At 51.6% G+C, this 25,112-nt stretch carries 24 protein-coding genes; 11 read left to right on the top strand and 13 right to left on the bottom strand.

Annotated elements, in window-relative coordinates; translation table 11 throughout:
- Positions 1 to 81: 81 nt before the first annotated feature.
- Positions 82 to 1,671 (bottom strand): ABC transporter substrate-binding protein, encoded by a 1,590-nt coding sequence (locus tag AMM48_RS13790; protein ID WP_022731797.1) that lies wholly within the window; start codon positions 1,669 to 1,671, stop codon positions 82 to 84.
- A gap of 865 nt (positions 1,672 to 2,536) precedes the next feature.
- On the opposite strand from AMM48_RS13790, the gene AMM48_RS13780 reads away from it, so the two are divergent.
- Together AMM48_RS13780 and AMM48_RS13775 are read left to right on the top strand one after the other, a co-directional pair.
- The gene (locus tag AMM48_RS13780) at positions 2,537 to 2,950 is read left to right on the top strand and encodes a universal stress protein (protein ID WP_022731794.1); all 414 of its coding nucleotides are present in this window, start codon (positions 2,537 to 2,539) and stop codon (positions 2,948 to 2,950) included.
- 65 nt (positions 2,951 to 3,015) lie between these two features.
- The gene (locus AMM48_RS13775; RefSeq protein ID WP_102784484.1) at positions 3,016 to 4,686 is read left to right on the top strand and encodes a BCCT family transporter; all 1,671 of its coding nucleotides are present in this window, start codon (positions 3,016 to 3,018) and stop codon (positions 4,684 to 4,686) included.
- 110 nt (positions 4,687 to 4,796) lie between these two features.
- Here the strand turns inward: AMM48_RS13775 and AMM48_RS13770 are convergent, their stop codons facing one another.
- Positions 4,797 to 5,261, bottom strand: a complete 465-nt coding sequence (locus tag AMM48_RS13770; RefSeq protein ID WP_102784483.1) for an META domain-containing protein — start codon at positions 5,259 to 5,261, stop codon at positions 4,797 to 4,799.
- 236 nt (positions 5,262 to 5,497) lie between these two features.
- Here AMM48_RS13770 and AMM48_RS13765 point away from each other — a divergent pair, with 236 nt between their 5' ends.
- The 6 genes from AMM48_RS13765 to AMM48_RS13740 all read left to right on the top strand — a co-directional run bounded on the left by AMM48_RS13765 (position 5,498) and on the right by AMM48_RS13740 (position 11,087).
- The gene (locus AMM48_RS13765; protein WP_102784482.1) at positions 5,498 to 6,490 is read left to right on the top strand and encodes an Ldh family oxidoreductase; all 993 of its coding nucleotides are present in this window, start codon (positions 5,498 to 5,500) and stop codon (positions 6,488 to 6,490) included.
- A 303-nt stretch (positions 6,491 to 6,793) separates the two neighbouring features.
- Positions 6,794 to 7,639, top strand: a complete 846-nt coding sequence (gene phnC, locus AMM48_RS13760; RefSeq protein WP_102784481.1) for a phosphonate ABC transporter ATP-binding protein — start codon at positions 6,794 to 6,796, stop codon at positions 7,637 to 7,639.
- 71 nt (positions 7,640 to 7,710) lie between these two features.
- On the top strand, positions 7,711 to 8,727 hold the full coding sequence (gene phnD / locus AMM48_RS13755; RefSeq protein WP_102784480.1) for a phosphonate ABC transporter substrate-binding protein: 1,017 nt from the start codon (positions 7,711 to 7,713) through the stop codon (positions 8,725 to 8,727).
- A 69-nt stretch (positions 8,728 to 8,796) separates the two neighbouring features.
- On the top strand, positions 8,797 to 9,609 hold the full coding sequence (gene phnE / locus AMM48_RS13750; RefSeq protein ID WP_102784479.1) for a phosphonate ABC transporter, permease protein PhnE: 813 nt from the start codon (positions 8,797 to 8,799) through the stop codon (positions 9,607 to 9,609).
- 3 nt (positions 9,610 to 9,612) lie between these two features.
- Positions 9,613 to 10,260: a DapH/DapD/GlmU-related protein gene (locus AMM48_RS13745; protein ID WP_102784478.1), complete on the top strand. Its 648-nt coding sequence runs from the start codon at positions 9,613 to 9,615 to the stop codon at positions 10,258 to 10,260.
- Positions 10,261 to 10,388: 128 nt separating this feature from the next.
- On the top strand, positions 10,389 to 11,087 hold the full coding sequence (locus AMM48_RS13740) for a DUF1045 domain-containing protein (RefSeq protein WP_102784477.1): 699 nt from the start codon (positions 10,389 to 10,391) through the stop codon (positions 11,085 to 11,087).
- Positions 11,088 to 11,145: 58 nt separating this feature from the next.
- Here AMM48_RS13740 and phnN read toward each other — a convergent pair whose 3' ends face one another.
- Genes phnN through phnG form a run of 8 tightly spaced genes read right to left on the bottom strand, consistent with a single transcriptional unit; the run spans position 11,146 to position 17,570 of the window.
- A complete protein-coding gene (gene phnN, locus AMM48_RS13735; protein WP_102784476.1) occupies positions 11,146 to 11,763 on the bottom strand; it encodes a phosphonate metabolism protein/1,5-bisphosphokinase (PRPP-forming) PhnN in 618 nt (205 codons plus the stop codon).
- Positions 11,760 to 12,902 (bottom strand): alpha-D-ribose 1-methylphosphonate 5-triphosphate diphosphatase, encoded by a 1,143-nt coding sequence (locus AMM48_RS13730; protein WP_102784475.1) that lies wholly within the window; start codon positions 12,900 to 12,902, stop codon positions 11,760 to 11,762. Before AMM48_RS13730 ends, phnN begins: the two co-directional genes overlap by 4 nt.
- Positions 12,895 to 13,599 carry a phosphonate C-P lyase system protein PhnL gene (phnL, locus tag AMM48_RS13725; protein ID WP_206748218.1) on the bottom strand — a complete coding sequence of 235 codons (705 nt, stop codon included), beginning with the start codon at positions 13,597 to 13,599 and terminating at the stop codon, positions 12,895 to 12,897. The genes AMM48_RS13730 and phnL overlap by 8 nt, the downstream gene beginning before the upstream one ends.
- Before the next feature lie 15 nt (positions 13,600 to 13,614).
- Positions 13,615 to 14,388 carry a phosphonate C-P lyase system protein PhnK gene (phnK, locus tag AMM48_RS13720; protein ID WP_102784524.1) on the bottom strand — a complete coding sequence of 258 codons (774 nt, stop codon included), beginning with the start codon at positions 14,386 to 14,388 and terminating at the stop codon, positions 13,615 to 13,617.
- Positions 14,389 to 14,396: 8 nt separating this feature from the next.
- Positions 14,397 to 15,335, bottom strand: coding sequence for an alpha-D-ribose 1-methylphosphonate 5-phosphate C-P-lyase PhnJ (locus AMM48_RS13715; protein WP_102784474.1), 939 nt, complete (start codon positions 15,333 to 15,335; stop codon positions 14,397 to 14,399).
- Positions 15,336 to 15,340: 5 nt separating this feature from the next.
- Positions 15,341 to 16,474 (bottom strand): carbon-phosphorus lyase complex subunit PhnI, encoded by a 1,134-nt coding sequence (locus tag AMM48_RS13710; protein ID WP_022731779.1) that lies wholly within the window; start codon positions 16,472 to 16,474, stop codon positions 15,341 to 15,343.
- Between the two features lie 2 nt (positions 16,475 to 16,476).
- The gene (phnH, locus tag AMM48_RS13705; RefSeq protein WP_102784473.1) at positions 16,477 to 17,085 is read right to left on the bottom strand and encodes a phosphonate C-P lyase system protein PhnH; all 609 of its coding nucleotides are present in this window, start codon (positions 17,083 to 17,085) and stop codon (positions 16,477 to 16,479) included.
- Positions 17,082 to 17,570, bottom strand: coding sequence for a phosphonate C-P lyase system protein PhnG (gene phnG / locus AMM48_RS13700; protein WP_198413535.1), 489 nt, complete (start codon positions 17,568 to 17,570; stop codon positions 17,082 to 17,084). The genes phnH and phnG overlap by 4 nt, the downstream gene beginning before the upstream one ends.
- A gap of 132 nt (positions 17,571 to 17,702) precedes the next feature.
- On the opposite strand from phnG, the gene phnF reads away from it, so the two are divergent.
- Complete coding sequence (gene phnF / locus AMM48_RS13695; RefSeq protein ID WP_102784472.1) at positions 17,703 to 18,416, top strand: phosphonate metabolism transcriptional regulator PhnF; 714 nt, start codon at positions 17,703 to 17,705, stop codon at positions 18,414 to 18,416.
- A gap of 11 nt (positions 18,417 to 18,427) precedes the next feature.
- Here the strand turns inward: phnF and AMM48_RS13690 are convergent, their stop codons facing one another.
- Complete coding sequence (locus AMM48_RS13690) at positions 18,428 to 20,635, bottom strand: methyltransferase domain-containing protein (RefSeq protein WP_102784471.1); 2,208 nt, start codon at positions 20,633 to 20,635, stop codon at positions 18,428 to 18,430.
- A 103-nt stretch (positions 20,636 to 20,738) separates the two neighbouring features.
- A complete protein-coding gene (locus tag AMM48_RS13685) occupies positions 20,739 to 21,374 on the bottom strand; it encodes a trimeric intracellular cation channel family protein (protein ID WP_022731774.1) in 636 nt (211 codons plus the stop codon).
- Positions 21,375 to 21,695: 321 nt separating this feature from the next.
- Between AMM48_RS13685 and map the strand changes: the two genes are divergently transcribed.
- Positions 21,696 to 22,445 (top strand): type I methionyl aminopeptidase, encoded by a 750-nt coding sequence (map, locus tag AMM48_RS13680; protein ID WP_102784470.1) that lies wholly within the window; start codon positions 21,696 to 21,698, stop codon positions 22,443 to 22,445.
- Positions 22,446 to 22,546: 101 nt separating this feature from the next.
- Here map and AMM48_RS13675 read toward each other — a convergent pair whose 3' ends face one another.
- Positions 22,547 to 24,739 (bottom strand): malate synthase G, encoded by a 2,193-nt coding sequence (locus AMM48_RS13675; protein ID WP_102784469.1) that lies wholly within the window; start codon positions 24,737 to 24,739, stop codon positions 22,547 to 22,549.
- Between AMM48_RS13675 and AMM48_RS13670 the strand changes: the two genes are divergently transcribed.
- On the top strand, positions 24,738 to 25,028 hold the full coding sequence (locus AMM48_RS13670; protein ID WP_102784468.1) for a hypothetical protein: 291 nt from the start codon (positions 24,738 to 24,740) through the stop codon (positions 25,026 to 25,028). The two genes, AMM48_RS13675 and AMM48_RS13670, sit on opposite strands and share 2 nt — an antisense overlap.
- Positions 25,029 to 25,112 lie beyond the last annotated feature (84 nt).

Genomic DNA, 25,112 nt, shown 5'->3' with positions numbered 1-25,112 from the left:
GTGAACCAACAACGAGATGGGGATCACGGTAAAAACCGTGATCCCGCATAATCGTAATTGGGATAAATCCCGATCTCGATCTTAGCTATTGAGCCAGAGACGTGTCGCGACATAGCCGTTTGACATGTCGTTACCAATGTCCTGAACAAAACCAGAAACATTCGTTGTCGTCGCGTTCACAAAGTCGTTAAACATCGGCAGGATTAAACCGCCGGTGTCACGGACCATCAGTGCCATGTCGTGGTACATTTCTTTACGCTTGTTCTGATCCAGTTCGGCACGCGCTTCGAGCAACACTTTATCGAAATCAGTGTTGAAGAAACGGGTATCATTCCAGTCAGCCGAGGAGAGATATGCTGTTGAATACATCTGATCCTGGGTCGGACGACCACCCCAGTAAGAGGTACTGAACGGTTGAACGTTCCAGACGTTTGACCAGTAACCGTCACCCGGCTCACGTTTGATTTCGATGTCAATACCCGCTTTTTTAGCACTTTCCTGATACAGAACGGCTGCATCAACAGCGCCCGGGAATGCAACGTCGGATGTGCGCAGGAGAACCGATCCGTCATGACCGGATTTCTTGAAGTGGAATGCGGCCTTATCCGGATCGTACGAACGCTGTTCGATGCCTTCCGGGAACAGGGCGTATGTTTCGTTGATCGGGAAGTCGTTACCAACTTTGCCGTAACCGCCAAGAATCTTTTCGACCATGGTTTCACGGTCCATCGCATGTTTCAGCGCCAGACGCAGGTCGTTATTATCGAACGGTGCGGTATTGCAATGCATGATGAAGACATAGTGACCCCGACCGGATGTGGTTTGGATATCAACATTCGGTGCACGCTTTAGCAAGCTGACGGTTTTCGGATCGACGCGGTTGATGAAGTGAACCTGACCCGATGACAGGGCTGCCATACGGGCGGTGGCATCGTTCATCACGATCATTTCGACGGAATCAACATAGCCGCGGTCACTGCGCCAGTCGTTTTCGTTTTTAACAAATGTTGCGCGGACACCGGCTTCGAAGTTGTCGACTTTGAACGGACCGGTACCGATGCCTGAGCTTGGATCATCATACCCGCCGCCCGGCTGGATCACGAGGTGATAATCGCTCAGCAGCAGTGGAAGATCAGCGTTGCCTTCAGAAAGGGTGATGACCAGATCGCCACCCTTGTTTTCTATACCTTTGATCGAACCGAGAACACCCAAAGCACCGGATTCCGATTTTTCATCGGTGTGACGGTTCAGGGTTTTGATAACATCATCAATGGTCAGTTCGGAACCATTGTGGAATTCAACGCCCTTGCGGATTTTAAAAGTCCAAACCGATGCATCGGCATTCGGTTCCCAGGATTCAGCAAGTGCCGGTACAGCCAAGCCGCTTGTCGGGTGCGATTCGACAAGCGTGTCGCCCCAGTTACGGTTCATGGCAAAGGTGAACTGCGAAGATGATTTCGCCGGATCAATGACGTCGGTTGAAGAGCCGCCCTGCAGGCCGAGCTTCAGGTGACCGCCGCGCTTGGGTTCCTGTGCCATGGCAGATTTGCCATAAAGGCTGGTCGCTGCCGCAAGGGTCAGGCCCGCGGCCATGGAACGGCCAATGAATTCACGACGGTTCATTTCGTGTGCACTGACGCGTGACGCAAAATACTTGATAGGATCAGTCATCCCAGTTCCTTCTCTGATATGTCATAAACTTGTTGAATTATGTATTGCTGTGGCAGTTCCGGCCTCTTGATTGGTCTTGGTTCTTCAAGGCCGGTCTTGGTACCGTTTCGGCACATCGGGCATGGTGCAGTTCTGAATTCTGCTAGTTTTGTCATGCCTCTGCTTTTGTGCAGTTGATGAGCCCCCCTTTGGCCACAAAATTTATCCCCTACGGGTGTGTGCACTACCATGGATGCAGCTCCTAAAAGGAAAAGCACCCAACAGGTCAACCTCACCGAAACCAATTAATGTTTCGGCGTGGCAGCACGTGTTGTGTGGGACAGACAGTGCACAAATCTGCCGCATCGTGACATGGGTGCCTTGTATGCATCAAGTCGTTGGCAGGAAGTGTCCGAGGATTTTTGCACCTGAAAATAGATATTTGACCAATAATCTTCGCGAAAAAATAGCATAGAAAATCGATATGTTTTGCTTTGAAACACCTTGCAGAATAAGGGGTTGATGCCGTGCGAGTGCCAATTGGTATATGCGTGAATTATCGGATTAAAAAAAAATTGGAAATTTCACGTTCGAACAGGAAAAAGACCAAACCCAACTGACAAAAGTCAGTTGGGTTGATCAAAAAATATTCGAAACTGCGATTCGAAATGGATTGCAGAAATCTAACCCTATCCAGACAGGTCTCATGAACAACTACTGTCAAACGACAGGTTCCTAGTTTTCATCGACTATTTCGCGTATGCGAAAGGCAGACTTTATAAATGGTGATTTTGATTTAGATGCCTGTCGGTGTTACGCTTTTGAAACTGTCCTGTTGATCGTAAACGATCTGATTGTAAGGATGGTGTGTACAAGGGAGGGATCAATGTATCAAAAGGTGCTCGTACCTATCGATTTGGCCCATGCCGATAAGTTGGAAAAGGCAATTCAAACGGCCGTCGATTTAGCTCTGCATTATAAGGCGGAAATCTGTTTTCTCGGGGTGGGGGTAAATACACCTTCGGATGTGGCGCATAACCCGAAGGAATTTGAGCAGAAACTGTCTGAGTTTGCGAAATCCTGTAGCGCGAAATTTGGCGTTACTGCGACAGCAAGTGCGCATATCTCGCACGACCCAGCTGTTGACTTGAGTAAGGCACTCGTTGCCAAGGCCGACGAACTTAGTGCTGATCTGATCGTGATGGCAACGCATGTCCCCGGCGTTGCGGACCATATTTTTGCTTCTCACGGAGGATATGTTGCGTCTCACTCGGATCTTTCAGTGTTCCTTGTGCGTTAAGCAACAGCCTTATCGAATTTTCGGCTAGGGGTAGCTGTAAATCAAATAAACTTAGGGAGTTTAAAATGGGGTCAGAAGCTGACACGGGCATTGAAAGCCCAGATGGTGCGGCAAACCCGATCAAGACGGATTATGAAATCGGGCAAGACAATTTCCAAAAAGAGATAGGGCCTTTTGGCCTTGATGTACACAATCCGGTCTTTTTGATTTCAGGATTGTCTATTGTTGCTTTCGTCTTCCTCACACTGGCCTTTCAGGAAAGTGTCGGGCCGATGTTTAATGACCTTCGCGGTTGGCTGACATCGACTTTTGACTGGTTCTTCCTATCGGTTGCCAATGTCTTTGTTGTGTTGTGCCTGTTCTTAATTGTCTCGCCGCTTGGCCGAGTGCGTCTTGGTGGTGCCGATGCGACCCCGGATTACTCTTATTCGGGTTGGTTCGCGATGCTATTTGCTGCAGGCATGGGCATCGGCCTTATGTTCTACGGTGTGTCTGAGCCGATTTCGCATTTCACGTCCTCGTTTGGTGGAACTGCGTTCGGGGATGACGGCATGCGAACCGACTGGGCACCGCTTGGTGCTGCGGCCGGTGATGCAGATGCCGCATTTGATCTTGGCATGGCGGCAACAATTTTCCACTGGGGACTTCATCCTTGGGCAATCTATGCCACGGTGGCACTGGCACTTGCGCTGTTTTCCTTTAATAAGGGATTGCCGCTCACCATGCGTTCGGTTTTCTATCCGATCTTTGGTGAACGCGTTTGGGGCTGGACTGGTCATTGCATTGATATTTTGGCGGTTTTCGCCACGCTGTTTGGCTTGGCGACGTCACTTGGTTTTGGTGCGGAACAAGCCAACGCCGGTCTTAACTTCCTGTTTGATATTCCGGTCAGCGATGGATCAAAAGTTTTCTTGATCATTGCGATTACCGGTGTGGCCTTGATTTCGGTGCTGGCCGGGCTTGATGCCGGGGTCAAACGCCTTTCGGAAATCAATATGGTGCTGGCGGCATTACTTTTGCTGTTTGTTGTGCTGGTTGGGCCGACGATGGACATCATCACGGGCTTCTTCACCAGTCTGGTAGCCTATGTTGAATATCTGCCGGCACTTTCCAATCCGGTTGGGCGTGCCGATACCAACTTTAGCCAAGGCTGGACGTCGTTCTACTGGGCTTGGTGGATTTCCTGGTCACCGTTTGTCGGCATGTTCATCGCGCGTGTTTCGCGTGGTCGCACCGTGCGTGAATTCCTCACTTGTGTCCTTATCATTCCGTCACTGGTCTGCATTCTGTGGATGACCGCATTTGGCGGGACTGCCGTTCACATGGTGACTGAAGGTGTTACTGCGATTGCCGAGGCCGGCCTTCCGATCAAGCTGTTTACGATGCTTGAGCAGATGCCATTGCAGGCAATTACGTCCTTCCTTGGTATCGTTCTGGTGATTGTATTCTTTGTGACCTCGTCGGATTCCGGTTCGCTTGTGATCGATACAATCACGGCCGGTGGCAAGGTGGATGCGCCAGTGCCGCAGCGTGTGTTCTGGTGCACGTTCGAAGGACTGGTGGCAATTGCACTGCTTCTGGGCGGTGGTCTTGGATCGTTGCAGGCGATGGCGGTTTCTACCGGCTTCCCGTTTGCAATTGTTCTGCTACTGGCGTGTTACTCGATCATTCAAGGATTGCGTACGGAACCCAAGGCGGTCGGTGCAAATTCCGAGGCAACTGTCGACAGCGACTGATGCCTGCCCTGCGAATTGCAGGACAAGACAATCTTAGAAAAGAAGGGGTGCAAATTTGCACCCCTTCTTACGTTTGGCACGTTTGACGTGCGATTTTTGTGTTGAGATATTTACGGCGTGATCGGGACAAATTCCATGATCGGTTTTCCGTTGGTGTCGCTTAGCACCAGCGCATCTTTGGTAAGCTGCCAATCGCTGACCTTTTCCATCGCATTATTAAATGCGTTTTCGATCGCCATGGCATCTTCAACACACATCATTTGCGTGGCGCCAAGCGGCGATAATTTCAGTTTCCCATCGTTTTCTTCATATGTACCAAAGTAACGGTTACAGCCGGTCGACCCGACAACTTTGCTGTCTGCAGTGAAGTTTGCACTGGCTAGAACGGGTGACATTGGGGCCAGGGTTTCGTTCCCGTCCACGACCATTGAGAGTTGCCAATTCTTGCCCGTTATTGCCGACCAGTTACTTACCATTTCGGGCTGTTCGGATTTGCTGGTGGTGTTGCAGGCTGCCAGCAACAGGGCACTTGCCATAGCAAAGGAAGAAAGCGTCGTCGATTTGACAGTAAGCATGATGATTTTCCGTTTTTATCTCTGTCCCGGCCGATACCGCACAAGTATGGCCAGACTGTTCCCTATTCTCAGTGACACTGTCGCATATGTTTAAGGCAATATTTTAGCGCAAGGCCTAACCCTCAGCATAATCCACATACTGAAATGAAAACGCCTTTGCGCAATATGAGCTGATTTGGCTATGATATGGATCCTGCCCGTCATGACAGAACATCCAAGTCCAAGGTCACCTCATTATGAAAATCTCCCTGTCCGATGCGCATGCGCTCGTCAGTGATACATTGATCCGATCAAAGGTCAGTAAAGACAACGCAGAATCCGTTGCGACAGCACTGGTAGCAGCCGAGGCATCCGGGCAGGGCGGGCATGGATTTCGTCGTGTGCCCGCCTATTGCGCTCAGGCACTTGCAGGCAAGGTCAATGGCTTTGCCATACCGACAATGCAAATGCCGACACCGGGCGTCTTGCGGATTGATGCGCAGTTTGGTTTTGCCTATCCGGCTTTGGATTTGATGGTTAAACATCTGCCCAAAATGGCACGTCGTCAGGGGATTGCGATTGCATCCATCCACAAATCACATCATGCGGGGGTTATGGGGCTGACGGTTGAACGACTGGCCGAGCAGGGACTGGCGGCGATGATGTTTGCCAATGCACCGGCTGCGATGGCGGCATGGGGTGGGCGCCGCCCAATGTTTGGAACCAACCCGATTGCTTTTGGTGTGCCGGTTGGGAATGCCGGTGACCCGATTGTGATTGACCTTGCCTTGTCCAAGGTCGCGCGCGGAAAGATCATGGCGGCCAAACAAAAGGGTGTTTCAATTCCCGATGACTGGGCGGTCGATATAGATGGCAATCCGACCACCGATGCGGCGAAGGCCCTTGAGGGCACCATGGTTCCTGCTGGCGGGGTAAAGGGTGCCGCACTTGCCATGATGGTTGAGCTTTTGGCAGCGGGTCTTACCGGGGCACAGTTTGGTCATCAGTCATCATCGCTGTTTGATGATAAGGGCAAGCCTCCTGCTCTGGGACAAATGATCATTGCCATTGATCCCGTAGCAACCGGTGGGCCCGATATTGCAGATCACCTTGCCAGCATTGCCAATGAAATTGCCGCCGAAGAAGGTGTACGACTTCCGGGGCGGCGCGGTAAGTCGGTTAGACAGAAGGCAGAATACGACGGGGTAGAGATTGAAGAAGACGTCATGGATGCAATCAATAGAATATAGAAATTGACCATTTTTGCCGTATGGCTGAGGATGTTTACTTATATTTATGTGGTTTTTCGCGATCATTATTTTATGGTTCGATCTTTTTTAGTGGTCACATTCATATGTAAATATGAGTATGACAGTTTCTATTTTTCATATCCTGGTTTTCAATTCTAAAAATACTTGATGTATAGACAAGTTTAATTGTTGTCGGGCAAATTAGGCCTCCGTAATCATCGAACTGTAACATCAGTGTCACCATAGAGTCGCCGTTCACGCGTAGTTTCATCCTCCAGCGAAACATATGCAGGCGAATTCTTGATGCTGGTTGTAGATATATCCGGACTGAACAAAAGCTTTTCCCGTGACAAGCGTGCGCTGAATAATGTCAGGCTCCAGGTTCGGGAAGGTGAAATGGTGGCGCTGATTGGCGCATCCGGTTCGGGAAAATCCACTCTTATTCGCCATATTGCCGGGTTGCTGCGCGGGGACCGTGATGGTGGCAAGATTGCCGTCTTTGGCGAGACCATTCAGGAAAATGGCAAGATTTCCCGTGGTGCACGCAAGGTGCGCGCCGACATCGGTGTGATCTTCCAGCAATTCAACCTTGTGAGCCGCTTGACGGTTTTGACCAACGTTTTGATGGGGATGCTGGGACGTGTGCCAGCATGGCGCGGGTCGTTGTGCATGTTTACAAAATCCGAACGCATGCGCGCCATGAGTGCCTTGGCACGTGTTGGCATCGATGGTCATGCCACTAAAAAAGCCCGTCATCTTTCCGGTGGTCAGCAACAGCGTGCGGCAATTGCGCGTACAATCACACAGGGTGCACGTCTTATTTTGGCTGACGAGCCGATTGCGTCGCTTGATCCGGCATCATCGCGCAAGGTGATGAATACGCTTGATCGCGTAAACCGCGAAGACAACGTCACTGTGATCGTATCTCTTCATCAAGTCGATTACGCCAAGGATTATTGCAAACGCACCATCGCCATGCGCGATGGTGAAGTTGTGTTTGACGGGCCGTCAAGCCAACTGACACCGGCGTTCCTCCAAGAACTTTACGGTGAATATTCTTCCGAGCTTTTTGCAGATGGTTCTCATGACACGGCAAAGCCCGTGGCCGAGCCGGTTGCGAAAAAGGATCTGGCTGTGGCGACCAGCTAGCCGGGTCACTGATGTGAACTGCCTTACCTTTTTGAATTCATGTCTAAATCAAATATGACAGGGGACTTCTTATGATCCGTAAAACAATTGCGTCTGTTGCACTTGCAGCAAGCATGCTCGCTTCGGGCTTCGCCCAGGCCGATGTTGATTTCAAACCGCTTGAAAATGATCCGGAGACCATCGTTTTTGGTTTTATCTCGACTGAGTCGAGTTCCAACCTGAAAGCTCAGTGGCAGCCGATGATCGATGATATGGAAGAAGTGCTTGGCAAAAAAGTCGACGCATTCTTTGCCCCGGATTATGCCGGTATCATCGAAGGCATGCGTTTTGGTAAGGTTCACGTTGGTTGGTTTGGTAACAAATCCGCAATGGAAGCCGTTGACCGTGCAGGCGGTGAAGTCTTCGTTCAGACGTCCAAAAGCGATGGCACGAACGGGTATTATTCCCACATCATCACGCAGGCAGATAACGACAAACTCAACACGCTTGCCGACATGCTTAAATGCGATGGTTCGCTGAACTTTGGTATTGGCGATCCGAACTCGACCTCGGGCTTCCTCGTGCCGTCTTATTATGTCTTTGCACAGAACGGCGTTGACCCGAAAGATTGCTTTAAGACCGTTCGTAATGCGAACCATGAAACCAACCTGATGGCGACTGCCAACAAACAGGTTGATGTTGCTGCCAACAACTCCGAGCAGCTTGCACGGACCAACATGGTCAAGCCTGAAATCACCGACAAGGTCAAAGTAATCTGGACCTCGCCGCTGATCCCGTCTGATCCGATGGTGTATCGTAAAGACCTGTCGCGTGAACTGAAATCTGAAATCAAGGCCTTCTTCTTGGGCTACGGTCGCCTTGGCAATGTTGAAGAAGCCAACAAGGTTCTTGGTGGCATTCAGGACGGCATGGGCAAATTCATGGAAAGCTCCAACGCGCAGCTTTACCCGATCCGTCAGCTCGCACTTTTCAAAGACAAGCTGAAAATCCAGAACACCGAAGAACTGTCTGCTGACGAAAAAGCAGAACGTGTTGCTTTCATCGACAAGAAACTCGCTGAACTCGACATTCTTGTTTCTTACGAATAATCCGCCTTTTGGCAGGGAGCGCACCAAAAGTGCGCTCCCTGTTCGTATTTACCATCCGGGATTTACACGATGAACAGCAGCATTTCTTCGACATCACTTGCCGCACCGGACTTGCCGCCGCGCGACCTTAAACGGTCGATGGGAAGCATGCTTCTTTGGGCCTTCATTTTCGGTCTTTTGGCGTGGTCGTGGGAGGGGGCTGATATGCGCCCGATGGCCCTGATCGAAAACAGTGGCAACATGGTCGATTTCGCAGATGGATTTTTCCCACCAGATTTTTTGATGTGGAAAACCTATGTCAGTGAAATGTGGATCACGATCCAGATTGCAATCTGGGGCACCGCACTTGCGATTGTTTGTTCGATCCCGTTTGGCATTTTGTGTTCTGAAAACATTGTTCCGTTCTGGGTGTATCAGCCGGTGCGCCGCCTGATGGATTCCTTCCGCGCAATCAATGAAATGGTTTTTGCCATGTTATTCGTTGTTGCCGTGGGCCTTGGCCCGTTTGCAGGTGTGTTGGCACTTTGGATCCATACGACCGGTGTTCTGGCAAAACTGTTTTCCGAGGCGGTTGAGGCCATTGATCCTGAGCCGGTCGAAGGCATTCGGGCAACCGGTGCCAATGGGTTGCAGGAAGTTATTTTCGGCGTGATCCCGCAGGTTCTTCCGCTTTGGATTTCTTATTCTTTGTATCGTTTTGAATCAAATGTGCGGTCTGCCACGGTGCTTGGCATTGTTGGTGCCGGCGGGATTGGTATGGTTCTTTGGGAATATATCCGGGCGTTTTATTACGCCGAAACCGCAGCCGTTATGATCATCATCATTATTTCTGTCAGCCTGCTCGATATCGTATCGCAGCGTCTTCGTAAGCTTGTGACCTAATCAATGGGATACAAGATTACGCAAACCAAACCGGCGATGAAGAAATTATCCGAACAGCCGACCCTTGATGAAACTGCCGTTGTTGTTGATTGCGAACTGGGATCCTGGACCGAGATTGGCCCGCGGACCAATATCCGCGAGACAGTGATGGGCAATTATTCCTATGTCGTCAATGACAGTGAAATCATCTATTCGGACATCGGGAAATTCGTCAATATAGCGGCTCATACGCGCATCAACCCTGGGCAGCACCCGATGGATCGGGCGTCCATGCATCATTTCCAGTATCGATCCAGCGCCTATGATCTGGGTGATGATGATCCGGCGTTTTTTGACTGGCGTCGAGAAAAGCGGGTCAAACTTGAACATGATGTCTGGATCGGTCATGGCGCCATCGTTCAGGGTGGTGTCACCATCGGGACTGGCTCCGTTGTTGGATCGGGGGCGGTGGTGACCAAGGACGTTGCGCCCTATACGATTGTGACAGGCATACCGGCTACACCCCTGCGTCCACGATTTGAAGCCGACATTGTCGATGCCTTGTTGCGCATCCGTTGGTGGGACTGGTGTCATGACATGCTTGCGGAAAATCTGAGTGATTTCCGAACACTTCCGGTGCGTGATTTCTGTCTGAAATTCGATACGATCTGATTGCGTCGAGCCGGAGATGTCAGGCTTCCTAGGTCAATTCCCCATGCCAGGTAACTTCTCTGTTGCGCAACCCTTAATGCCTTCCCAAGATACTTGTCTGTATCAAGACCGCAGTTCAAAGAGCCCCCATGACCGACTATCAACGCTATGCACTTTATTATGCTCCGTCTGCCCAAAGCGACCTTGGCCAGTTTGGTAATGCGTGGCTTGGTCGGGATCCGGTCACGGATGATGATCTTCCCCGCCCGGCTGTTTTACGGATTGATGCGGATGACGTGATCGCGGCAACCACATCGCCAACCCGATATGGCTTTCACGGGACGCTGAAACCGCCATTCGCGGTAAAAGATGGGCAAAGCCGTGCTGAGCTTGAGACTGCGGTGGAAAGTCTTTGTGCAGAGACTGCGCCGATTACATGTGGTCCGCTGACATTGAAATCCATTGGTCTGTTTTTAGCATTGCTACCGACCGAGCCGGTTGCGCCACTTGAAAATCTGGCTGGAATGCTGGTGCGTAGTCTTGATGATTTTCGCAAGCCTGAAGATGTGGCGGCCATGAACAAGCGTCGTGCTGCCGGGCTGACAGAACGTCAGGAAGACTATCTTGTCGCTTGGGGCTATCCCTATGTCATGGAAGAATTTCGCTTCCACCTGACGCTCAGCAACAAACTTGCCCCTGAGCAATTGGCAAGGTTTGAAGAATCCCTCAGGCCAATTATCGCGCCGCTCTGTGATGCGCCGTTTCAGATTGATGATATCTGTCTTTTTGGCGATCCCGGAAACGGAAAGCCGTTTCGTTTGTTAAAGCGTTTTGCTTTGGCCGGATAAGAAAATGCTGCAGAGTTTACTGCAGCATTTCTCATGGGCTAGTTTCTTCGATGTTGCTTCATACAGGTTCCGAGTTTAGCTGAGGTGCGCGGATCGCCTCGATAAATCGGCTGATCCCGGTTTCCAAATCTGCGTCGTTTTGCACCTGCATGACGTTTGGCCCATTAACTTGGTAGGCCGATGCGCGCGCCAGACGTTTTTCAACTTCATACCGGTCTTCGCGTCCCCGTGCTTCAAGACGTTGACGCAAAACATCTGAATTGGCGCAGATGCTGATGACACGCACATGATCTTCGCCGACAAGTGCGCGTGCATCGTCAATCACGCTGCGCGACACATTGACGATTACCGTTTTGCCATTGGTCACATCATCTTGCACATGGCGTGGTACGCCATAACACATATCATGGGCCCGCCAACTCAGAAGGAAGGCGCCCTGTTTGGCCATTGACGGGAAATCATCCGGGCGCACCGGAATATGATTTTCACCAATGGTCCCTGCCGGGCGGGTAATGCATCGCCGTGGAAAGCAGCAATGTGCTTCTTCGGAAAGTCGGTCACGGGCACCGTCAAGAAGGCTGTCTTTTCCAACCCCGCTGGGGCCGACAACAAGGATCAACAGTCCGCTTTTGGGGGCATCATCCGTTGGATGATGCCGGTCGTCATGTTCGGTCATGATACCCGGACACCTTCGCGCCAGACACCGCGCACGATTGGATGATGGGGAGAATGATGGACGCGGATCAGATCGCCGCGTTTGCCAACGGCGATTTCACCACGGTCGGTAAGATCGACCTGAGTTGCTGGGTTGAGCGAAACGGTGCGAATGGCACGTGGCAGATCATATTCGTTGAAATCATCAAACAGCTTCATCGCCCCATGCAGCAGGCTGTGCGGGACATAGTCGCTGGAAATAATATCAAGATAACCGTTCTTGGCGAGATCGCCTGCGGCGACATTACCGTTATGCGATCCACCGCGCACAAGATTGGGGCCGCCCATCATCACACCAAGTCCTGCCTCATGTGATGCCTTGGCGGCCTCAAGCGTGGTCGGGAATTCAGCGACCGTCATTTTATCGGCGACGGCTTCGGCCACATGGGCATTGGTGGCGTCATCGTGGCTTGCCAGCGCAAGCCCCCTAGCATGCGCCGTTTCGACCACATGGCGGCGATGCTTTGCGGAATAGAGTTCGGAATCGCGTCTGCGTGTTGCGACAAATTTGCGCATTTCCTCGTCATTCAGGCCATATTTCCCCTGATAATAGGTGTAATAGGCTTCTAGACTAACGAATTGGCGCTGGCCCGGTGTGTGATCCATGACCGACAACATTTTCACCAGTGGCATCTCAACCAAGGTACCAACGGCGTCAATCATGCCGGGAAAGGACGTTTCGCAGCGCAGATGCAATTTGTGATCCGCGCGCAAAAGATTGTTATCTTGCGCGTGGGCAAGAGCCTCGACCGATTCAACCAGCCGGACAATACGTTCTGACCCTTCATTGACATCGCCAATCGATACGGCGTCAAAAACAGTCGTAATCCCGGCACTTGCAACCTGATTGTCATGCGCGATAACCGCAGCGGTGGCCGGCCAGCGGGTTTTTGGGCGTGGGGTCAGATGTTTGTCGAGATTGTCTGTGTGCAGTTCGACAAGACCGGGCATCAGGTAGTCCCCGCCCATATCTTCGGCGCCGGGCAGGTTGGATGCCCGATCCGACACATCTGTAATGATCCCGTCCTTTATCTGCACAGCACCGTCAATGACATCGTTCGCTAGCACAATTTTGGCGTTTGTAAAAATCTGTTCAGTCATTGGCCCCAACTTTAAACGATGTCACATCAAATGACCCTGTGCAGACCGCATCACGGGTCTCATGGTCGTGGAAAATACCGGCAATTGCCGCCCCACGGGATTTGGCTTCTTCGATCAGTGCCAGAACCGTTGCACGGTTGTCGACATCAAGCGATGCGGTCGGTTCGTCAAGCAGCATGACTGGATAATCGGCAATAAAGCCACGGGCAATATTCACACGTTGCTGTTCGCCGCCCGAAAAGGTCAATGGCGAAAGCTGCCAAAGACGTTCAGGAATACGCAGGCGGGTCAAAAGACCGCGTGCCTTTTCCATAGCATCGGCCCGCGACGTGCCAAGTGCGACCAGTGGTTCGGCAACAATTTCCAGCGTCGGCACACGCGGAATAACACGCAAAAACTGGCTGACATAGCCCATCGTGCGTTTGCGCATGTCAAGGATCGCATGCGGGCTGGCCGTGGTGATGTCGAGCCATCCGCCATCATGCCTGACGTTGATTGATCCGCTTGAACATGTGTAATTGGCGTAAAGCATGCGCATGAATGTACTTTTTCCTGATCCGGACTCGCCAGTCAGCGCAATACAGTCTCCCGCCGATAAACTAAACTCTATGTCATTAAAAACCGGGATCGTTACGCTGCCCTGCGTGTGCAAGGTAAAGCTTTTTGAGACGTTTTGAGCATGAAGCATTTCAGACATTTTTTCGCCCCGGGTTCAGTTCTGAAGAATGGAAGAAACAAGCAGCTGGGTGTAGGCATGCTGCGGATCATCAAGAACCTGATCGGTCAGGCCGCTTTCAATCACCTTGCCCTGTTGCATCACCATCAAACGGTGAGACAGCAAACGGGCCACTGCGAGGTCGTGGGTGACGATAATCACTGCAAGATTAAGGTCGTGAACCAGCCCGCGCAGCAGATCGAGCAAACGCGCCTGAACCGAAACGTCCAGACCACCCGTGGGTTCGTCCATAAAGACGAGGCGCGGGCTGGTTACGAGGTTGCGGGCAATCTGCAAACGTTGCTGCATGCCGCCCGAAAAGGTCGACGGTAAATCATCAAGGCGCTCGGACGCAATTTCGACTTTACCCAGCCAGTTGTCAGCAGAACTGCGAATATTGCCATAATGGCGATCACCCACCGCCATCAGGCGTTCGCCAATGTTCGCCCCGGCACTGACGTTCATGCGCAGGCCATCTCGCGGGTTCTGATGGACAAACGCCCAGTCGGTACGCATCAACAACCGGCGCTGAGCTTCGGACATTTCATAAACGTCGCGGGTGCCGTCAATCCGGGTTTGATACTCAACGCGGCCTTTGGTTGGTTCTTGTTGTGCGGAAATGCTGCGCAGCAAAGTTGACTTTCCCGAACCGGATTCACCAACGATGCCAAGAACCTCGCCCGGGCGGAGTTCAAAGCTGACATCCTTGCAGCCAACCCGGTCACCATACATCATGGTCAGGTTATCAACGCGCAGAAGCGGATCATTCATCTTGGTCATTACTCTGCTGCCTTTTCGCTGCTTGGGTTGCTTTTGGGACTGCCAAGCGGCTGGTCATGATGTTGCGGTCCACGATGGCCGGCTTCCTGTCGTTCGCTGCAATAATCGGTGTCAGAGCAAACAAACATCCGGTTGCCTTTGTCATCGAGGATGACTTCATCAAGGTAACTGTCGTGCGAACCGCACATGCCGCATTCGTCGTCCCATGATTGCACCTCAAACGGGTGATCTTCGAAATCAAGGCTTTTGACCTTGGTGTAGGGTGGCAGAGCATAGATACGTTTCTCACGACCGGCCCCGAAAAGCTGAAGCGCTGCCATGTTATCCATTTTCGGATTGTCAAATTTTGGGGTTGGGGACGGATCCATCACATAGCGATCGTCGACCATCACCGGATAGGCATAGGTCGTTGCAATATGGCCGTGACGGGCGATGTCTTCGTATAGTTTCACATGCATCAGGCCATATTCTTCAAGCGCGTGCATTTTCCGGGTTTCGGTTTCACGTGGTTCAAGAAAACGAAGTGGCTCAGGAATAGGAACCTGATAGACAAGAACCTGATCTTCGCGCAATTCCTTTTCGGGAATGCGGTGCCGGGTTTGAATGATTGACGCCTCTGCGGTTTTTTCCGTGGTTGCCACATTGGCGGTCTTGGCAAAGAACTGGCGAATGGACACTGCATTGGTGGTGTCGTCCGCCCCCTGATCAATGACTTTCAGGGTATCTTTGGGGCCAATGACAGCGGCTGTTACCTGAACCCCGCCGGTGCCCCAGCCATAGGGCATTGGCATTTCACGACCGGCAAACGGCACCTGATACCCCGGAATGGCAACGGCTTTAAGCAGTGCGCGCCGGATCATGCGTTTGGTTTGTTCATCAAGATAGGCAAAATTATAGGCCGAAGCCGTATCAGCCGCATTATGTACAGTCTGTTCCATGGCGATTACTCCGCGGCTTCGGATTGGGTTTTGATTTCTTGTGCGTCGGCCTTGGCAAGTCGGGCTTCGACCTCGGTCCGCATGCGGCGCACCAGTTCCAGTTCACCCTGGAAATCGACGTAATGAGGCAGTTTGATATGTTCGACAAAGCCGGTGGATTGGACATTGTCGCTGTGTTCCATAACGAACTCGCTGTCTTGCGCCGGGCCCATGATTTGTTCGCCCATTTCATTGGCGCGCATGGCACGGTCGACCAATGCCATCGAAATCGATTTGCGTTCGTTCTGACCAAAGACAAGGCCATATCCACGGGTAAACTGTGGCAGTTTGGTTTTCGATCCCTTGAACTTGTTGACGGTTTCGCACTCGGTCAGTTCAATATCGCCGATATCAATGGCAAAGCCGAGTTCTTCGGGTTCGATTTCGACCGATACCGTGCCATAGCGAATTTCACCCACAAAGGCGTGACTGTTGGCATATCCACGCTGTGTGGAATACCCAAGGGCCAGAACAAAGCCTTCATCCCCGCGTGACAGGTTTTGTAAACGCAAGTCACGCCCGGCCGGGAATTTGATCGGTTCGCGGGTTAAATCAGCAACCGGGGCATTTTCATCAACCGGTGTTGGTTCATCTTGAATAAGTCCCTCGTAGTTCAGGATATCATCCAAAACACGCGGCATATGGTCATCAACCGGGTTTTCACCACTTGGCGCTTCGGCGGGGTCTTCGCCATTGGCCATCAGGGTGAAGTCCAAAAGTCGGTGCGTATAGTCAAACGTCGGGCCAAGAATTTGCCCTCCCGGAAGGTCTTTAAACGTTGCAGAAATACGGCGTGATACGTCCATTTCCGCTGTTTTTATCGGTTTGGAAAAGGCAAAGCGCGGCAAGGTCGTGCGATAAGCACGCATTAGGAAAATGGCTTCGATCAAATCACCGCGCGCCTGCTTGATCGCAAGGGCGGCCAGATCGCGGTCGTAAAGCGATCCTTCGGCCATAACCCGGGTGACCGACAGCGACAATTGCTGTTCGATCTGGTCGGTTTCGATTTCTCTGACGTCTTTGTTGCCACGGCGCTGTTCTGCCAGAAGCCGGTGGGCATTGTTGATGGCGCGTTCGCCACCTTTTACAGCAACATACATGGTTACTTGACCTCAATCCGGGTGGTGCGTGAAAGGGCGGCGATTTTGGTGTCGGTCGCGAAAATGACATCGACACCGCATGGGAAAAGATGATGGTTCTCGGCCCGCCACGCATGAAACGCCGCCGGAAGACCTTTGATATCCAAACTATGGGTATCTTTGATCCCTGGACCCCGAAGATGCATTTCCGAGTTGTCGGTGATGTCATCGACCAGCAGGATCAATGTTGCCGACTGATCAGGGTATTCGGCAGTGCCAACTGGAAGCTGGGTGATAAAGGACAGATCTTCGTCACAGCGCGCAACGGCAAAATCGGCCTGCGAGGCGTCTGTTGTGATCGGGCTGCCGCAATGGAATTTCAAATGCGTGGTGGCCGCGTTGGTCGCACAAGCGGGCGACAACCAAACCGTGGTGTCCATATCCGCCATTGCAAGAAGTGCCGCGGTGGAGGATGTGTTTAGGCCATCTGGTGCAGTGATGTTAATCGGCAGGTTGTAAATGCGGCCGGGGCGCGACATGGCGTCAAGTAACACACGGAAAACAGCGTTCGAATCAAATGCGGCATGATCAAAACCGGGCAGCAAGTTACTTGTCTGGGATTGCAGGGTCATTCGTCTTCTCCGCGGACAAGGGTAAAGAAATCGACTTTGGTTGCGGCAACCTTATGGGCATGGTCACGTTTGGCAGCGGCTTGTTGTTCGGCAAGGATGTCGATAAAGGCGCTGGCGGTCTGATCGCGCAACATAACGGCGTCAAACAGGGCGGCATATTGTGCCTGAACCCGATCACGTCCCTTGACGTATGAGTGACCAACAGTTCCGTCTGAAAGGGTTACAGCGCAGCGTGTAACCGTCATTTCGCCAAGGTTGAACCGCTGTCCTCCACCGCCTGCGCGACCGCGCACCATCACCATGCCGACTTGTGGCTCGCGCAGATGGCTCCACGTGGTCGCGCCGTATTTGTCGGACCATTCGGTTTCAAGGGTCTTACGGTCAGTGCGGGCAAGAACTGCCATCCAGCGTTGACGCGCAGCTATCGCGCTGTCGTCCGTCTTCGCGGTGTCTGGTGCTGCGGTCGGGGCGGCCTGGGCCATCATATGTCTGATCCTTTTTCATGGATGTCGACAAATTCAAAATTTGTCTAGACGTCTATACATATTTACGTTATAAGCCGATCTATCGACCTTGGCAAAGGTCTTGCGGTGAAAGTTTTGTGAACGGGAAAAGTTATGGATTGGGAGCCGGGGCTATCTATCTGGAAGCAAATCGAAAAACAGCTTCTGACAGATATTGCGGACGGGGTGTTTTCCCCAGGGGATAAAATGCCGACCGAAATGGAACTGGTGCGCCGTTTCGGTGTGAATCGCCATACCGTACGCCGTGCGATCGCGGCCCTCGTCGATACCAATGTCGTCCGGGTGGAACAGGGACGCGGGGCCTTTGTTCAGGAACAGATCCTTGATTACCCGCTGGGCGCTAAAACCCGGTTTTCCCAGATTGTATCCGGGCGTCATCGATTGCCGGACAAACGCTTGGTATCGTCCGAGGTGCTCAAGGCAACTGCAACGGTTGCGCAATGTCTGGACGTAAAGCTGGGCACACGGGTGATTGAACTGTTTTCAGTGTCCGAAGCCGACGGTGTGCCGCTGGCGGTGGCGACAAGTTACCTGCCAGCCGCACGATTTGAAGGCATTGTCGAGATTTTCATCGAAACAAAATCGCTGACCGAAGCGTTCAAACGGTTCGGTATTGACGATTATACCCGCAAAACCACCCGCATTTCAGCAGCACTGCCCTCGTCACGTGTCGCAAGCCTGCTAAAGCAGGCCAAAAACCGCCCGGTAATCTCGACCGAAAGCATTGATGTCGATTCGGCAGGTGTTCCGATTGAGTTCGGCGTTACCGCCTTTTCCAGTGACCGGGTGCAGCTAATTGTCGAATAGTGCAGATACGTTTACTGGGCAGGTTTTCGACACCAGAACTGATACATTGCTCTGAATGTATCGGGGTTATCAAGTTCATACGCGTGCCATTTATCAAGACGTTTTTCAGCAGAAAATCCGTTTAGTTCTTTCCGGAAATTACTGAGTTGACCCGCGAAATTCATTTCGAAATCGAGAAATTCCAGATTAAGGGTTTTCAAATATTCTTTGATTTCCGGCAAGGTGAAGCGGTGTTCCTGAATATGAAAGATCAGGTCGCGACAAGCACTCAAACTATGAAAGTCTGATCTGCGGCATAGTTGGGCTAAGACCGGATCACCTTTTGCGGCTGCGTTGATAATATATTGTCGGCACGTACGAATGCCGTCCGCGGTTGGTTCGAAATTTTGTTCGGCAACAATTTTGCGCCCTGCCAGAACGTCCTGTCGGGCTGCCTCGCTATACAGACCAATCTTCATGAGGCCGCCGGGTTTGACGCGTCGTACAAGAGTTTCCCATCCCAAAAGCGGGTTTTCGAGATGGTGTAAAACGCCGACACATTCAACAACATCAAACTGCTTCTCTATTTCATCAAGTTGTAGAATATCTGCTTGGAAAAAGGAAATGTTGTCTATGTTGAGTTTTGCAGATTGCCGTTTCGCATAAGCTAGGCTGGCAAGACTAAGGTCAACTGCGGTTACCTTCGATGCTTTGTAGCGTGTGGCAGGTTGGATAGAATGTTGCCCGGTCCCACAGCCGGCAACCAGTATTTCTGGCGCGTCTGGCGCAACATAATCGCCAAGTTCAAGTAAAATAGGGGGGGATGTCAGGACGTCGGCGATTGACAGATCGTATCTGCGAACTGCTGCGTTTATCCACCTTGGGTATGGGTTCTGCTCATACATGTCGCGTACAGAAGAAGACACGCCATCTGAGATTTTTGTCAGTTGGCCGATAGTCGGTCGAATCTCGTTTTCTTCCAGCGGCTCTTTTATCTGCCTTTCTATAACCGGCAGGAGCGAACTGGGCCAATTTTGTGCTGTCAGTATGTTTGCCCACGCATAATGAGATAGTGGTGCGTAGGCAGCTAGTATCGTCAATTCCACCGGGTTCGGGGTGGCGCCATCCGCGATAATTTTTGCCAGTTTATTTTCAAGTTGGCTTATGGCCTGCTTTTCTGCTTCGGAAACGACATAAGCATACTCGTTATTAAAGCACTGCAGGGCAAGGCTGATCGCAAGGGGTAATATTTCATCATCACGTGACGTATCCGATGTCAGCATTTCCCTGCGGCAGCGTGTCAGAATTCTCTCAAGAGCAATGTTGTCGATCGGGGTTGCAGACATCAGCATCATCAGGGATGTGCATTTTGCCAACGTAATCATGTCTGACCAAGGATCTGAAATACCAACCGCATCGGGCTTGGCCCAGCGGCTGAGTACTTCGGCGATTTGCGTATCGTGCTCGGCTGCGACAATCACGGTTTGCACAAGGTCCTGCATCGGCAGAGTTTCGGAGCGAATCAGATGTTGTAACCTAATTTCGACGCCCGCAGAGGATGGTGTCGACGCGGTCAATATTTTCAGACAGTCACAAAATAGTTGCCAGTGACGATTTTCGCCGGGTCGGCGGCCAATGGCGAGGCTGTGAAACTTTAAGGCCTCGGAGTGTCGACTTTGTTTTTCGAGCGCGGTTGCGATGTCAGACAATACGTCAGGATCTGATGATCTCTGCATCAGTGCCTGTTCTAGGTGGGTTAACGCCTGATCCGTATTACCAAGAAGCAAGTGCGTTTGGCCGAGAAGTTTGTGTCTACTTAACGCACCTTTGGGCGTGCTTGGGCTGCTTTCGAGTATCGCAAGCGCGCGCGAATAGTGTTTCTGCTTTATCAAAAGCGCACCCAGATTATGATAGGCATCAACATAGCTTGGTTGAATAGCGATAGCGCTTTTGAAGCTGGCCTCTGCGTGTATAAAATCGTTTAAGGCAACCAAAACAACGCCGAGATGGTCGTGGGCTACTGCATTGTTTTGCTGAATAGAAACGGATTGGAATATCAGATTTCTTGCCTGTTCGTGCGAACCCGTCCGGTAGCAACATAGTCCAAGGTGATGCAGGGCAACTGGGTGATCAGACTGTATGCGTAACACCTCAAGATACTTCCGTGAAGCCTCACGAAATTCGCCTTTCGCAAAAAAATCGTCTGCTGTTTGCAATATACCCTGAACCGGATTGGACATTTTTTTGCCTATTTTGAATGTCTGCCGAAGACAAGCTTATTTTCCAACGTCTTTCGTTTGGGTTTACAAAGCGCATATTTCGTAAAAACCAAAATGACGCTGATCAATACTCCCGCCCCGGACGTGCTTTATAGACCGGGAACCCCAGCTTGAACTTGATTGCGGCAGCGCGCAGGATAAAGGCGGCAAAGAATGCGATGAAAGCAATCGGGCCACGGGGAAGTTCAAGAATATCCGTGCCAACCACATAAATACTGGCGCCCATAAAAGCACAGCTGATGTAAATTTCTGGGCGCAGGATAAGCGGGATTTCATTACAAACCACGTCGCGGACCATGCCGCCAAACGTTGCGGTGATCATGCCAAGGATGATGGCAACAAGTGGCGAAACACCAAGGTTCAATCCAATGGCCGCCCCGGTGACGCCAAAAAGTGCAAGCCCCAGTGCATCAAGCCAGATCAGCGCGACATAGCGCCGCTCGACAAGATGGGCCGTAAAATAGGTAAAGATCGCCGCGGCAATACAGGTAATGATCCAGGCCGGATCCTTGATCCAGAAAACCGGCGTTTCCCCGGTAATCACATCACGCACTGTCCCACCACCAATGCCGGTAAAGGTCGCGATTAGGACAAAGCCGACAACATCCATCTGGCGTCGGGATGCTTCAAGTGCGCCTGTGATCGCAAACACCGCAACGCCCGCCAGTTCAAGCCAATAGATAATTTGGGTAATGGTCATAGCACCCTATTTGGTTGCGGGTTGTACATGTTGGTGTTTGGTTGGTTTTCGTCGTGCATTGTGGCCATCAACATCCTGATTTTCAAATATACTATCAAATTTAAGTATAGTGTTATTGTTGTATCGAATGGTTATGGAATGGGCAGGGTACAATGAACCATTCTGTCCTGCGGGATATGCCGTCCGGTCATGAAATATCTGGCGAAATGCAAGGGCGTGGCTAATGCTGAAGATATCGCGAAGTAGCCACATCTGCATTTATGTGGCTTGTCGAAAACGGGTTTTCTTGACTTCGCAGCACAGCATCGTAATAACCATTTAATGACAATTTCATCGGATAAAGAACTCGATCATCTGCGTCGTATTGGCCGCATTTGCGCGCGCGCGCGGGACGTTATGGGGGCTGCGGCAGTACCCGGCATCACCACCGCGGAACTTGACCTCATCGGGCGAAAGGTTCTTGAAGATGCAGGGGCCGTTTCAGCCCCGGAAAGCGAATATAAGTTCCCCGGAGCGACCTGCATCAGTGTTAATGAAGCTGTTGCGCATGGCATTCCCGGCGATCAGGTTCTTGCGGATGGTGACTTGGTTAACATTGATGTTTCCGCTTCCCTTGATGGGTATTTTTCCGATACTGGAGCCAGCTTTATCTGTGGTGCGGGAAAACCCGAACTGATCAAACTGTGCGACGATGGCAAAAAAGCCATGTGGGCCGGGATCAAGGTTGTCCGTGACAAGGCACCCATCCGCGAAATCGGGCTTAAGGTCGAAAACTTCGCGCGTAAGGGCGGCTATACCCTGATCCGCAATCTTGCGAGCCACGGTATTGGTAAATCACTACACGAACATCCTCATACCATCCCGACATGGGATGATCCCAAAGAACGCCGGACCCTTAAAAAAGGGCAGGTGATCACCATCGAACCGTTCCTGTCTCTTGGGGCGAAATGGGCGGTGGATTGTGATGATGGCTGGACGCTGTTTTCTGATACTGGCGACGCCACGGTGCAATATGAACACACGCTTGTCGTCACCGACAAAGGCTATGAGATCATGACACTGGGTGCATAGAGATTAAAATGCTGCAATTTATGCTGCAGAACTTTGTGCAATAAAAAGCCGCCCAACGATGTGGGCGGCTTTTGCTTTGTGATCGATTGTAAAGGCGATGTTTACGCGCCGTATTTCGCCTTGGCTTCGCGGCGGCGCGCATGGAGGACCGGCTCGGTATAACCGTTTGGCTGTTCGCGGCCTTTGAATACCAGATCACAGGCTGCTGCAAAGGCCACACTGTCATCAAAGTTCGGTGCCATGTTGCGATAGGTCGGGTCCCCGGCGTTCTGCTTGTCAACGACCGCAGCCATACGTTTGAGGGTTTCCATGACCTGTTCTTTGGTGCACAGCTCATGATGCATCCAGTTGGCGATATGCTGGCTCGAAATACGTAAAGTGGCCCGGTCTTCCATCAGGCCAACATCATTGATGTCAGGCACTTTGGAACAACCAACGCCACTGTCGATCCAGCGAACGACATAACCCAGAATGCCTTGTGCGTTGTTATCAAGCTCTTCCTGAATTTCGCTTGGCATTGGTTTGATATCGCCAAGACGCGGGATCGCCAGGATATCATCAAGGTTGGCCCGTTCACGTTTGCCGATTTCATCCTGTACTGCCCGAACATCAACCTGATGATAGTGAATGGCGTGCAGGGTGGCAGCAGTCGGTGAAGGAACCCATGCGCATTTTGCGCCGGCCTTGGGATGGCTAATTTTGGCATCCATCATTTCGGCCATGCGATCAGGTTTGGCCCACATGCCTTTGCCGATCTGCGCAACGCCTTTCATGCCGCACTGAAGACCAACATCCACGTTCCAGTTTTCATAGGCCGTGATCCAGTATTGATCTTTCATCGCGTCTTTACGCACCATCGGACCAGCTTCCATGCTGGTGTGGATTTCATCACCGGTCCGATCAAGGAAACCGGTATTGATGAAGACAACACGATCTTTGGCGGCCCGGATGCACTCCTTAAGGTTTACCGTTGTGCGGCGTTCCTCATCCATGATGCCGACCTTAAGCGTGTGTTCGGGCACATCAATCGCATTTTCGACAAAGGCAAACAGGTCGCTGGTCAAGGCGACTTCCTCTGGGCCGTGCATTTTCGGTTTCACGATATAGACACTGCCATGGCGTGAATTGGCCAATTCGTTCTTGCCTTCAACGTCATGCTTGGCAATCAGCCCCGTGATCATGGCATCAAGGAAACCTTCGGGCACTTCATTGCCGTTGGCATCAAGAACAGCATCTGACGTCATAAGGTGACCGACATTACGTACCAGCATCAAACTACGGCCCGGCAGAACGACTTCGTGGCCGTCAACACCCTTATATGTCCGGTCCGGGTTCAGGCGACGGGTTACGGTCTTGCCACCCTTTTCGAACTTTTCTTCCAGTGTACCCTTCATCAGGCCAAGCCAGTTACGGTAGGCAAGGGTCTTGTCTTCCGCATCAACGGCGGCGACAGAATCTTCGCAATCCTGAATGGTCGTGACGGCCGACTCCATGATTACGTCAGAGACACCCGCGGCATGTTCTTTGCCAATCGGGTGGGTCGGATCAATGCAGATTTCGATATGCAGGCTGTGCTTGCGCAGCAGAATTTCGGAAAGTGCACCGTTCTTTTCGTTGTAGCCAATAAACTGGGATGGCTGAGCAAGCGCGCTTTCACTGCCATCAGACAGGGTCACCACCAGCGTCCACCAGCCCGATCCATCATCGCGTACTTCATACTTTGTAACGTCAGCATGATGGCCGGTTGCAAGTGGGGCGGCTTCATCAAGGAAGTTCGCTGCATAGGCCACCACAGCAGCCCCACGCTTTGGGTTAAAGCCCTTGGTCTTTTCTTTGCCATCGGCATCATCTATGACATCCGTGCCATACAGCGCGTCATAAAGGCTGCCCCAACGGGCATTGGCCGCATTAAGCGCATATCGTGCATTCATCACAGGCACAACAAGCTGCGGCCCGGCGACACGGGCGATTTCCGGGTCGACATTGGTGGTGCTGATGTAAAAATCGTCGCCTTCCGGCAGAAGGTAGCCGATGTCGATCAAAAAGTTCTTATAGGCAACCGGATCGCGTGCCTGATCCTGACGCGACACATGCCATTCGTCGATCTTGGCCTGCAGCTCATCACGCTTTGCCAAAAGTGCTTTGTTACGTGGCCCCAGTTCAGTGACAAGTTTTTCAAACGACGCCCAGAACTGATCAGAACTGATCCCCGTTCCCGGAATGACTTCGTTGGCAATCAGATCATGCAAAACCGATGCGATCTGAAGGCCACCTTTTTGGATGCGTTGGGTCATGTTTACTCTCACCAGACTTGGAACCGTCACGGGAACCGGCATGAAAATCCTGAACCCCGCGATAACGTTTGAGACAACATATGGTCTCAAACCGCAGTGGGTCCACAGCAGGTTTTATTATTTTGGGATGTTTTCCGCATTATGGAATGCTGTCCATAAGATGCGGGAGTGGCGAAAGAACGTTGATTTTCCTGACATTGGCCCAAAAAGGCCGACCTGTTCTCGCGCAAAAAGCACGGGCACGGCGCTGTGGCGCGCCATGATCGAACGGCAGCCGGGCACGTATTAAACATGCCATTACATATGGTTATGTAAACACCGAATAGCGGTGATGTCTCAATTATAATTCAGGCTGCATCCCGATTTGGGACTG

This window comes from Thalassospira sp. GB04J01, assembly GCF_000751115.1.
In the GTDB taxonomy this organism is placed as follows: domain Bacteria; phylum Pseudomonadota; class Alphaproteobacteria; order Rhodospirillales; family Thalassospiraceae; genus Thalassospira; species Thalassospira lucentensis.
Note: the sequence above shows the minus strand (reverse complement) of the source record. Positions and strands in the feature narration are given on the sequence as shown.